The following is a 12,261-nucleotide window of genomic DNA, read 5'->3' as shown; positions in this document are numbered from 1 at the left end:
ATGGATTTTGTCGACAGATCACTTATATATCGCTTTCATCAGGAACGTATTCAGATGTTCGGTGAAGGTACCAGTGGTGCACTTGGGTGGAAATCTGATGAAAGTCAGAAGATTCGCTTTGAGATTTTATCTCAGATAGGGGATATGAGCGGACTTTCTGTTCTTGACCTTGGCTGTGGCCATGGCGATCTGTGCGGCTATCTCAGAAAAAAGTATTCTGATATGCGTTATGCAGGAATTGATCAGATGGAAGAGTTATTGGATGTTGCAACGGCAAGATATGGTTCAATTCCCGACACCACTTTCTATCTCGGAGATTGCTGGTCGGCAGATCTGCCGAATATGGATTATGTATTGGCATCCGGATTATTCGCTTATAAAAACAGCAGAACAGACTTTATATTCAGAATGATAGATCGTTTATTTGCAAGCTGCAGACTCGGTATCGGCTTTAATCTGTTGAAGAATGTCCATGACCCTGAGGGAATACTTGTAAATTATAATCCACAGGAAATTCTGGATTATTGCCGCCGGCTCAGTCCCAAAGTTGTGTTAAGAGAAGGCTATGCTGAAGATGACTTTACGATATTTATTTACAGGTAAAACTGGTCTTTAAATAATTCTGGAATAAACGGTTTTCAGTTGCAAGCAATTGTATTTCGATTCTCAAGATGATTGAGATTCCTTTCCTGCTCTTGCGGGAATTAGGGCATTTCGATTCCAGGGAAAGCTGGAATCTCCCTATCCATCTCACCGGATTTGTCATTCCAGCGGATGCTGGAACCTCCCCATAGTTCATTTCGAAAGCAGGTATGACAAGGATTGCTTGGGGTTCCTCTTTTCACAGTATCCGAAAGTTTTCGAATGACAAGGGTTGTTTTGGGTGAGGAGATTCCAGTATTCGTCCGAACGACGAATGTTGTTTGAAGGATTGTGGAGGTTCCCACTTTCGTGGGAATGACAAGGGTGTTTTGGGTGAGGAGATTCGAGTATTCGTCCGAACGACGAATGTTGTTTGAAGGATTGTGGAGGTTCCCACTTTCGTGGGAATGACAAGGCGATGTAATATATAACAGGAGATTCCGGCCTTCGCCGGAATCGAAGTGTGAGGTCGTTTCCATTCCAATCCCGGCGAAGGCCCAATGTCATTAGGTTAAGAAGAAAATGAGGTCGTGGCCTCCGCCACGATGACGGTTCAATATTTAATAGTAGGGGAGATCCTGACTTTCGTCAGGATCGGAGTTAGTACCTAAAAAAGGCCTTTTCAATGTGTAAATTGCAGCTATTGATAAAGCTCCAATTCCGGCCTTGAGCCGGAATCTCCTCTCAACACCCAAGGAGTTGTCATCCGATAGCTATCGGATCTCGCGAAAGCGAGAACCTCCTTTGTAATTAACGCGTAATTTATCCTTAAATAATGACATTGGGCGAAGGCCGGGATCTCCCAATTAACAACAAAACGTTGTCATTCCCGCGAAAGCGGGAACCTCTTCATCAATTTGTCATTCCCTCTGGGATCAGCATACTAATTCCTGTCATGAGGAAGAACAATCGAAATTGAATCAAACCTTTTAATTCATCACATTACTCCTAAAGTAATTCTTATCTCAACTAAAACCACGACCGGTTAGAATGGTCCACTATTTTCATAGTCCCGTTTTTGAAGAATTGTAAACGTGCATCTCCACGTCCTTTACCACCAAATGTTGATCCGGCATCCATCGTTGGAACCCCGCCTACACCGAAATGAAGGTTAAATCGCGCTTCACCAGAATTTCTCGCACTTATCCTTTCTTCTATGGCAGCTTTCTGATCCTCAGATAATGAGCCGTTGCTTTCCAGGCTGGATATAGAATACCTTGGTTCCTCATCTTCAGCAGGTTTGTAATTTTTGTTTTTTATTGCCTTGTACAGCTCTGAACAGACCTGCTGGAGCATAACACCGCTATTGATCGCATCAGTAATCCCCTGAATCAGAGAACTGATAAATTCTTTATTTTTTCGTGTGGCATCCGTTGCATCCCTGATAGTGATAGCTTCGGCCTTAATCTCAGCTGCATAGGCTTTTAAAGTCTGATCACCATCCTTATTCCATTCCTTAATCATTTGAACAGGTTCAGCACTTTTCATTTGTAATGCTTTTGAACCCATCACATCTGCTTCATTTTCCAGGCTTTTATCATCATTTACCGGAACACCTTTTTGCAACTGGACAGTTGGTTTAACCCTTCCCTGTTTTTGCTGAACGGTATGCCATGCTTCATGGGGGAGATGCCTTTCCTGACCTGGCGCTATATGAATATCTGATCCCTGGGCATAAGCCAGAGCATTTAGTTGGGCAGGTTTTGACGAATTATAATGCACTTTAACATCAGCCAGACTTATTCCGGATAGGTTTTCTACTCCCGACTTAAGATCATCCGGGAGGCCATTCTCAGAGCTCTTTCTCTGAATGGGATTGAATTTCCCCTGAACAGGATCTTCATCCTTACTCATTTTCTGTACAGACCTGGCAGGGAATGATAAGGCCCCTGATGAAACACGCTCTGCAACAGCGGATTTCCTTACAGGTTCATTTCTTGGTTCCTTTTTTAAAAAAGACATATCAATATTTATTCATTATCCATTGCAAGTTTGCTCATAGCATCGGCAAGAGTAGTTTTTCCTTCGTTTAACCCGCTTAGTAATTCCCTGAAACTTACCATGCAATCCTGAAATAAATTAAAAATTTCAATAAAATTCTCTTTTTCTGGCAAGTCAAAGCGGGATACAGGGAATATATATTTAAAACCAAGTTCAGCCATTTTGTTTACTGATATTGAACCGATTGGTAATTGGGCATTTATCTCATTAATCAGATAAAACAGATCAGTCTTCCTTTCAGGTTTAATTGAAGGAATAATTAAGGAATATAGCTGCATTAACCTTATTTCCTGGAAATGATCTTCAGGTAGCGGCACGTACATCAGATTGGAAGAGCCATTAACAGGATCGGTAATCAGCAATAGATTTACAGGTATTAAATCAGAAGCCTCCAATACTTCTGCACTTAAAGGAAGGTCTTTTAAATATGCTTTAATCTGAGCCAAAGCAAGCTGATCTTTCAAATTTATAAAGTTGTCATTCATGGTGATTGTTTCAAAATTATCTTCCGGCCTTCATTGACTCAACAATCAGACCAACCTGAGTGGTGATTTGGGAACTGTTAGTGTAATCAGTATTGTAAACAGCAGGGAGATAAACCCCTGTCGATTTCAATAATTGCTCAGCTTTTGTTAGCTGTGGCGCCTGGGCAGAGGTAATTGGCTTTTCTATATTGTCTATAAAGTAGTATATGCTTTTCGCGTGATTCACGTATTCCTTGTGTTTGGCTTTTGTTGAACGATTGGCATCACCACCCAATATTGCACGATCGCGGGCTTGCTTTTGGAGAAATTTAGCAGCAGACTGTGCCACTTCAATTCCCGCAGCTGCACCTTTTAATGAACCTGCAACAACACTGCCCGGACCAGGGAAGAAACCGGCTATATCGCCTGCAATTTTAATAAGCCCGGTAAGTATGCTTCGTGCTCCTGCTACTTTTCGTTTCTGATTTATTTCCTGCATTTTACTTCCCAGTTCATAAAATCTGATAGCTATATAGAGCGAATCAAAATTTACAGTTGATGGAATATCAAACAGGGTCTTAAATGCATTTTCACTCGTGGTTTTCGCCTTCGGATCAGCAATTTGCTTGATGAAATCCATTCGTTCCATCATTTCAGGTAATAAACGTAAGTAGGTAATACGGTTACCAAATTTCCCTCTCTTTTCTTCCTGGAAGAGTTTTTTATTGTCTTCCGGCTTTTTCTTAAGTAAATCTTTTAGGTTGGACCTGTATTCTTCGCTCACCGAGGTCATTTCCTTTTCATTCTGCCTGGATGCATAGGCATTGTAAGCATTTACGAGTAAATCAGCAGCATTAATGGCCAGGCCAAGTCCTGGCAGCATACTCACTATACCAGGAGTTACCGAGCCGGAAACAAATTTTTGAATACTCATTCCAGCTTCAAAACCCGATTTTAGAGCTTCCATAAGTGCTCTGGTAGCCGAGACACTCGCTGCAATCTTACTTTCATCGCCTTTGTGTGCACCATAGATTGTTTTTACTACTGAAACAATATTAACTACACTGCTTATTGCACTCCCAATTCCACTTAAAATATCACCCTCTGCTTTGCTTACAAATGCAGAGGAACCCTGAGTCTTTTGAAGTTCTTTTGATTTATCTGCTGAACCTGATAATTCAGTTGTAGCATCCCCACTGAGTGAGGTAACACTGCCAATACCTCCGCCCACTGTAACTCCGGTTCCTACATTGTCTGACCCTGCAACCAGATTGGTCCAGACTGGATCAGCAAGTACTACAGAAGCCTTTTCAGACATGGATATCAAACCTGCATTCTTTGCTTTAAATGCCATGTCGGGATCTTCAGTCGATACTGAACTGCTGCGACCTCTGACAGGGACATCCGTCTCACCCTCCAGTTGGGCGACTAATGAATTGTTCTGTTTTAATTGTGCAGAAGTATTTATTTGAGTGTTTTTTCCAGCCTCAACAGCTTTTGCACCCATTACATCCGCTTCATTTTCCAGTCCCGCATCATCATTGACAGGTATACCGGATTTCATTTGGAGGGTTGGCTTAACACGTCCCTGTTTTTGCTGGGCAACATGCCAGGCTTCATGGGGGAGATGTTTCTCCTGACCGGGAGCAATGTGAATATCGCTTCCCTGGGCATAAGCATGTGCCTGAAGCTGGGCTGGTTTCGACGAGTTATAATGTACTTTAACATCATCCATCGAATAGCCTGATAGGTTCTCTATACCTGACTTCAGACTGTCAGGTAAACCCGTTCTATTGGATTTCCCGGCTACTTCTTCCCTTTGAACCGGATTAATGCTTTCATTACCGGAACTTATGCTCTTTAATTGAACCGCTCCCTTCTTTTTTGCATCAAACTTTCCCTGTAATGGTTCTTCTTCCTCTGCTTTCTGTATGGTGTCAAATTTTCCCTGAAGGGGTTCTTCCTCTTCAACCTTCTGAACGGTCTCAAACTTTCCCTGTAATGGTTCTTCTTCCTCTACTTTCTGTATGGTATCAAATTTTCCCTGAAGGGGTTCTTCCTCTTCAACTTTCTGAACAGTCTCAAATTTTCCCTGTAATGGTTCTTCCTCTTCAACCTTTTGAACGGTCTCAAACTTTCCCTGTAGTGGTTCTTCTTCCTCTACTTTCTGTATGGTATCAAATTTCCCCTGAAGGGGTTCTTCCTCTTCAACTTTCTGAACAGTCTCAAACTTTCCCTGTAATGGTTCTTCTTCCTCCATGAGCTGAGCAGGTATCTTTTTCATTTGTAATTCCTCTTCTGCTCCCTGCCTTTGTAAGGCCGGGACAGCCGGAAATGAAAAACCTTTTCTTAAAGCCACGGCTTCGGATACAGAGCTGCTACCGGAATTTGTTCTTTGAATATTCTTCTTTTGATAAGACATGATCTGAAAATTGAGACCTTAATTCAGCTAAAAATACAGGAATAATAGTATTAAAATTATCAAAAATTTAGACAATTGCAATATATTTTGTGTTCAAAGGAGCTCCAGGGCAGTTCCTGATCCCCTTATCCTGTTTATATAAATTTCCTCAATTTAATATTTCATTAAAACCATAGGTTTTTGCATTTTTAGGAAAAAATCAGGATATGAGTTCACAATCAAACAGTAAACTGGAAAAAATTAAGTTCGTACTCATTTTTTTGTCAGTTCTGCTTGTATTTATCCTTGGCATTCTTGGATTTAAAGAAACTACCGGAGAAGATTTTAACTTTTTTGCTGCAGTTTATTCTACAATATGCCTGTTTCTTATGGGCAATGCAGACCCGGTTCCCGGAAGTACATTTCTTTTAATTGCACAATATCTTGCCGCAATACTTTTCGGACTGGGAGTGTTTTCTCTGGTATTTGATCAGGTTCAAAATGCGTTTGTAATCGCCAGAATCCGATTTACGTATAAGGGTCATATTGTATTGTTTTCTCTTAATGAAATAGGACATAAGCTTGCCAGGGAACTTCTGGAGAAAGGACATAAGGTTGTAATAGTTGAATCTGATAAGGAGAATAGTTTTATTTATCAGGCAAAAGAACTGGGCGGATTGATTATTATAGGAAATGGTTCAGATGGCAATGTCATCAATGATGCCGGTTTGGCATTGGCTAAGACCTGTATTATTTGCGGAGATTCTGATCAGGAGAACATGGAAATTGCGAATGAAGTATTATTCTTTCGCCAGAAAAAGGAAGCTCAGGATTCTTTAAAAATATTATTACATATAACTGATAATAATAATATCAATATTCTGAAAGACTATCTGGATATACATAATCAGGACGAGGATTATGATCTGGAGACCTTCAATGTTTCTCAGCTGGCAGCACGTATGATCTATGATCAGTACCCGCCTCACGAATACCTTAATCCAGGGAAAGACGAAGAAAATGCAATTGCCATTATCGGGTATAATCAGGCTGCTGAAGAGTTTCTACTCGAAAATATCATATTAAGTCATTATCCAGAATTAAATAATCTAAAGGTATACCTTCTTGATAAAGATGCAGATACGCATTACAATGAGTTTAATTTTAAATACCCATTCCAGGCCGAATTCATTGATTTGATTCCTGTTAAACTGTTGAACGCTAGTTTTTACGCCAATTTTGCCTGGCATAAAAAGGACATAGAGAAGTTAAGTAAAGTCAAAGTTGTGTACATGTTTGGAAATAGTGATTCTGAATTACTCACCAGTTCAGCAAACCTTCGTCAGTTTCTCTACAATCAAACCCTTAGCATTTCCCAGATTCCGATCATACTTTGTTTACCGGAAGATGCCGGGATAACTGAGCTCCTGGACTCCAACAGAGATGCTAAAACAAATGCTAGTTTTGTATTCAGCAAACGTCTGAATATTCAGCTTTTTCACCGGATTACAGATACCTGCACCACCCGTAATCTCCTTGAGCAAACTGAGCTTATTGACAAGCTATCAAAAATCATAAACTATTATTATTCAATTAAATATGAGTTTTCATATGAATTAAAAGAACACTGGAAAGTGGATAATGCAGATACCCTGATAAATGAGCTTGAAGTCTTAATGCATGAGATACCAGAGAGAGATGAAAAGATAAGCGAGCGCACGATACAAAAGCAATTGATCAGGCATCTCTCCGAAAAAACGGGTATTCATTATAATTCACTTTATTCCCGCTTATCAGTTGAAAAAAGATGGAATATTTTAACTCACCGGAAGAAAGATTCAAATCGCTATGCCGCCAGACAACTTGCACTAAAATTCAGCTCACTCAAACGAATTGGCTGCGACCCACTGACTATTGAGAATATTACCCGTTTTTATGCCCGCTTGGCTCCAATGGAGCATAAGCGCTGGAGTGCTGAAAAAATGGTTTTTAATTATAAATATGGTCCATTGGTTTCTGATAAGGCCGAACGCTATGTTTTGAAAGATGTTTTGAAAATTCATGATCAGCTAATTTCATATGATAAATTAACTGAAGTTGAGAAAGAGAAAGATCTGAACCTCTTTCTTTTACTGCCTTTATTAAGTCACATTTACAAGTCAAACTGAGCCGGTGCCCATGCAATTCCCCACAGATATATTCATTAGTTATGCTCATATAGACGATGAATCGCTGATCCAGAATCAAAAAGGATGGATCTCCGAATTTCACAGGGCTCTTGATATACGGTTAGCACAGTTATTGGGCAGAAGGCCGGTAATCTGGCGTGACGATTCCTTACAGGGGAATCATGTTTTTGATAAGCAGATCGTTGACCAGTTCTCGAAAGTTGCAATCATGATCTCTATTATTACCCCGCGTTATGTCAAATCCGACTGGTGTATTAAGGAGGTTGATGAATTTTATAATACCAGCCAAACTAATATCGGATTCACTGTAAGTAATAAAGCACGGATTTTCAAAGTCATCAAAACACCTGTGCGCATTGAACAGCATCCTGAGAAGATTTCCGGTGTATTGGGATACGAATTTTATTCTACAGATCCTGGTACAGGTCGGGTGAAGGAACTTTCTCAGGCTTTTGGTAATGAAACAGAACGACTATACTGGGAAAAACTGGATGATCTTGCCCATGATATAAGCTCATTTTTGGAGAGCCTTGAACTTCCTCAGTCAGGCTCAGGTTCTTCTGCTGGCTTATCATCGGCAAGCGTACAGGCCGCTGAAAAAGTATTTCTTGCCGAATCCAGTTATGATACTCAGGACTTTCGGGACAGCCTGAAGCGGGAACTTCAGGGATATGGTTACCATATTCTTCCAGATAAACAGTTGCCGCTTATTGCAACACCCCTAAATGAAAGCCTCATTTCTAATCTCAGTGAAGCAGTTTTAAGTATTCATCTTCTTGGTGAGAACTATGGTGTTGTACCCGAAGGGGCACAGAAGTCTATTGTTGAGATTCAGAATGATGTTGCTGCATCCTATAGTGCTGCGCATTCAATTCCCCGATTTATCTGGATTCCTGAAGGCTGTGAACCTTCTGATGACCGGCAGATTAGTTTCATCAATAAGCTGAATTCAGGAAAAGAAGGAATAGCTGGTGCTGATCTGGTTCAGGGTTCATTGGAAGATTTTAAGAGCGTTGTGATCGACAAGCTGAATTCGATGAAGAAAGAGATTAAGAAAGAAGAGGAGCAGCCTGAGATCTATGATGAATCATCCAAAATTATCTATCTGATTTGCGATCTGTCTGATATTGATGAGATCAGACCCTTAGAGGATTTCTTATTTGACAATGGTTATGAAGTAGTGATACCTATTTTTGAAGGCGATGAATCCGGAATCAGGGAAGATCATATTGAAAACCTTAAAACCTGTTCTGCAGCTATTATATTCTTCAGTAATGCAAATGAGCTCTGGCTGAGGTCAAAAACCCGTGATTTCCTGAAAATAAATGGCTATGGCAGGGCTAAACCTCTGGCTTTTAAAGCCATTTATATCGCTCCGCCTGATAGTATGTCAAAACAAAGGTTCAGAACACTTGATGCTGAAGTAATAAATGCACTGAATGGTCTGCCTGAAGAAAAATTAAAAAGCTTATTGTCCAAAATATAATCAACCTGGTATATGTTAGATGATATAATACAGAATCCCTTTCCGGGACTCAGGGCATTCGAAGAAGAAGAGGATATATTATTCTTCGGTCGTGAAAAGCAGGTTGATGAACTTCTCAAAAAGCTGCGTACACAACGATTTTTAACCGTCATTGGATCATCGGGCAGTGGTAAATCATCACTCGTTAAATCTGGTCTGATTCCTTCTCTGCACAGTGGCTTTATGTCCGGAGCAGGTTCTAACTGGAAAATATGCTCATTAAGACCAGGGGTAAATCCAATTGGTAATCTTGCCCGCGCACTTTCTCAAAAAGGGATTTTATACGATTATGATTCAGCTGATGATGAACAAATGTATTCATCCATTAATGAAAGTGTACTTAGGAGAAGCAATTTTGGGCTAATAGATGCATTTACCCAATCAGGAATAGATCCCAAAAATAATCTGCTGATTCTTGTAGACCAGTTTGAAGAACTGTTTCGCTTCATAAAATTTGAGAAAGAGGCCAGGGAAGGTAAGCGGGATTCGGTAGCCTTTATCAATCTGCTTTTGAAAGCTACCGAGCAGCGCGAATTACCAATTTATGTTGTATTTACAATGCGCTCGGATTTTCTTGGCGATTGTACCGAATTCAGGGGACTACCTGAAGCAATAAATGAAGGGCAGTATCTGGTGCCCAGAATGACACGCGAAGAGCGCAGGGATGCTATTGTCGGTCCGGTTGGAGTAGGCGGAGCAAGTATTAGCCCTCGATTATTAAACCAGCTGCTGAACGATGTCGGAGATAACCCGGATCAGCTACCTATCCTTCAGCATGCGCTGATGCGTACCTGGGATGCTTATAAAAAGAACAATCCCGAGCCATACTCTGAAAAGGAAATCGATCTTGATGACTATATCGAAATAGGAACCATGGAGCATGCTTTATCTCAGCATGCCGAAGAAGCCTATGCCGAACTGGAAAGCCCTGAATTAAAACAAATCTGTGAGTCGATATTCAGAGCCCTTACCGAACGCGGAGCAGATGCAAGAGGAGTAAGACGTCCCAGCCGGCTTTCCGAACTCTGTCAGCTTTCCAATGCAAAGCCCGAACAGGTAATACAGGTTATCGAAATTTTCAGGAAAAAGGGCAGAGGATTTTTGATGCCTCCTGTTGGAGTTCCGCTTACAGAAGATTCAATTATTGATATCTCGCACGAAAGTATTATGCGGGTTTGGGAACGCTTAATGCTTTGGGTTGAAGTAGAAAACCAGTCAGCTTCTATTTATCTTCGTCTATGCGATGCAGCCGATTTATACGAAGCCGGAAAAGGTGGCCTGCTAAGAGATCCTGAATTACAGGTTGCATGGAACTGGAAGGAAGAAAATTCACCAAATGCTGTTTGGGCATCAAGGTATAATGATCTTTTTGACAAGGCAATTCTGTACCTGGACCATAGTAAAGAGCAGAATGAGAAGGAAATGCTCTTTAAGGAAAGAATGCAGAAAGAGCGTCTTAAAAAAGCCAGAAGAATAACAATAATCATTTCAATAATTGCTTTTGCTGCGTTCCTGCTGGCTATATATTCTTTCGAACTGAGGAATCTGGCAACCAAGCAAACTATTTTGGCGGAGAAGGAAAGTGAAGAAGCAAAAAGACAAAGAAAACTCGCAGAAGATCAGAAATTAATCGCCCAGCAAAGTGAAGCCGAAGCCGAGGAAAGTGCGAAACAGGCGCTCATTCAAAAAGGAATAGCCGTTGCTGAACAGGAGAATGCGAAAAAAAGTGAGAAAAATGCCTTGCTGCAAAAACTTATCGCAGAACAACAAAAAGCCTATGCAGAGCGTCAAAAAACTATTTCAGAACAAAATGCAGAAATAGCAAGACAGCAGCAAGGTATTGCTGAAACCCAGACCGAGCTGGCCATAAGCAATGAGAAGATAGCTAAAGAGCAAACTTCAATCTCCTCAAGATTGAAGGATATTGCGCAGGCAAGAAACCTTGCTTATGAAGCAATGATGCTTTTGAATGATAACAAACAGGAGGAAAGCAGAAAAAATATTATTAGTGCCTATAAACTTAATGCAGATAATAATGGTCCGCTTCAGAATAGCGATATATACAATGCACTTCATTTTAACTGGATTCGAGCTATTCAAAATAAAAATCAATTCTCTGCACACAAATTTGCTGTTAGAAGTATTGCACAGGGCCCGGCCAGTAACCAGCTGATTTCAGTAGACGAGGCAGGGATGCTGTATATATTGAAAACTGTAAATGGTGTCCTTGAGCCGCTGACTTCTTACGACCTTAAGGATGAAGCCCGTTCGGTGAGTACCTCTCCGGATGGTTCAAAGGCCCTTGTGGTTACCTCAACAGGTAAGGGAATCTTACTTGATATTGCTTCAGGAGGCAATTCAATCAAAGAAAGCACCCGTTTCAGCTTTACCGGAATTGCAAAACTGGCTATCTTCAAAACTAATTCTGAATTTGCAATCCTCACGAATAAGGGTTTGGGTATTTATCGTACAGGAAATACAGTAGAACAAGTCAGGTTTGCCCCGGGTAATTTCTCAACAATTAGCTATAGCCGTAGTGGTAAATTATACCTGGTATCAGGTAATAAGGCTTCTGTATACAGTAATTCAGAGAATATTCCTGAAAAGCCGGAATCTGTAATTAGCCTGAATTCCAGAATTACAAGCCTTGCAATTAGTCCGGCTGATGATTATTTAGCAGCAGGAACCTACGATGGCGGTATTTATATCCGTGAACTTAATTCTAACAAGGCTGCAATTAGCTTTACACCGCATGCTTCTTCGGTTAACGACCTTAAATTTAAATCAGTTAACGGGAATCTTCAGCTTGCTTCAGCGAGCAGCGATCAAACAATCAAGCTTATGGATGTAAATGCAATTATGACATCTAAAAACACTGAAGATATCCTCACATTAAGAGGTCACAATAAATGGGTTTACAATCTTATTTATACTCCTGATGGAAAATTCCTTTACACAGCAAGTGAAGATAAGCGGATAATTGGATGGCATACCTCAATGAGTGGTATTTATAAATCTCTAACCTCTGATAAAAACTAA

At 40.6% G+C, this 12,261-nt stretch carries 7 protein-coding genes; 4 read left to right on the top strand and 3 right to left on the bottom strand.

Annotated features, from left to right (window positions below):
• Positions 1-603, top strand: a complete 603-nt coding sequence (locus VGE44_RS01685) for a class I SAM-dependent methyltransferase (RefSeq protein ID WP_331076033.1) — start codon at positions 1-3, stop codon at positions 601-603.
• A 1,008-nt stretch (positions 604-1,611) separates the two neighbouring features.
• Here VGE44_RS01685 and VGE44_RS01680 read toward each other — a convergent pair.
• The 3 genes from VGE44_RS01680 to VGE44_RS01670 are packed head-to-tail and all read right to left on the bottom strand — an operon-like array spanning position 1,612 to position 5,529.
• On the bottom strand, positions 1,612-2,604 hold the full coding sequence (locus VGE44_RS01680) for a DUF4157 domain-containing protein (RefSeq protein ID WP_331076032.1): 993 nt from the start codon (positions 2,602-2,604) through the stop codon (positions 1,612-1,614).
• Positions 2,605-2,612: 8 nt separating this feature from the next.
• Positions 2,613-3,128, bottom strand: coding sequence for a hypothetical protein (locus tag VGE44_RS01675; protein WP_331076031.1), 516 nt, complete (start codon positions 3,126-3,128; stop codon positions 2,613-2,615).
• A gap of 16 nt (positions 3,129-3,144) precedes the next feature.
• Positions 3,145-5,529 (bottom strand): DUF4157 domain-containing protein, encoded by a 2,385-nt coding sequence (locus tag VGE44_RS01670; RefSeq protein ID WP_331076030.1) that lies wholly within the window; start codon positions 5,527-5,529, stop codon positions 3,145-3,147.
• A gap of 206 nt (positions 5,530-5,735) precedes the next feature.
• Here VGE44_RS01670 and VGE44_RS01665 point away from each other — a divergent pair, with 206 nt between their 5' ends.
• From VGE44_RS01665 to VGE44_RS01655, 3 genes are read left to right on the top strand one after another with little or no spacing between them, the layout of a single operon-like run.
• Entirely contained in the window at positions 5,736-7,676 is a 1,941-nt protein-coding gene (locus VGE44_RS01665; protein ID WP_331076029.1) for an NAD-binding protein, read from the top strand.
• Between the two features lie 10 nt (positions 7,677-7,686).
• Positions 7,687-9,183, top strand: a complete 1,497-nt coding sequence (locus VGE44_RS01660) for a hypothetical protein (RefSeq protein ID WP_331076028.1) — start codon at positions 7,687-7,689, stop codon at positions 9,181-9,183.
• A 12-nt stretch (positions 9,184-9,195) separates the two neighbouring features.
• A complete protein-coding gene (locus VGE44_RS01655) occupies positions 9,196-12,261 on the top strand; it encodes a hypothetical protein (RefSeq protein ID WP_331076027.1) in 3,066 nt (1,021 codons plus the stop codon).

It is taken from the genome of Daejeonella sp. (assembly GCF_036405355.1).
GTDB lineage: Bacteria > Bacteroidota > Bacteroidia > Sphingobacteriales > Sphingobacteriaceae > Daejeonella.
The sequence above is the reverse complement of the archived record's forward strand: the minus strand, read 5'-3'. Positions and strand labels throughout refer to the sequence as shown.

Bases quoted from the DNA above. Each gene is read 5' to 3' on its own strand.
- VGE44_RS01685 (WP_331076033.1), top strand. From the start codon at position 1: ATGGATTTTGTCGACAGATCACTTATATATCGCTTTCATCAGGAACGT.
- VGE44_RS01680 (WP_331076032.1), bottom strand. From the start codon at position 2,604: ATGTCTTTTTTAAAAAAGGAACCAAGAAATGAACCTGTAAGGAAATCC.
- VGE44_RS01675 (WP_331076031.1), bottom strand. From the start codon at position 3,128: ATGAATGACAACTTTATAAATTTGAAAGATCAGCTTGCTTTGGCTCAG.
- VGE44_RS01670 (WP_331076030.1), bottom strand. From the start codon at position 5,529: ATGTCTTATCAAAAGAAGAATATTCAAAGAACAAATTCCGGTAGCAGC.
- VGE44_RS01665 (WP_331076029.1), top strand. From the start codon at position 5,736: ATGAGTTCACAATCAAACAGTAAACTGGAAAAAATTAAGTTCGTACTC.
- VGE44_RS01660 (WP_331076028.1), top strand. From the start codon at position 7,687: ATGCAATTCCCCACAGATATATTCATTAGTTATGCTCATATAGACGAT.
- VGE44_RS01655 (WP_331076027.1), top strand. From the start codon at position 9,196: ATGTTAGATGATATAATACAGAATCCCTTTCCGGGACTCAGGGCATTC.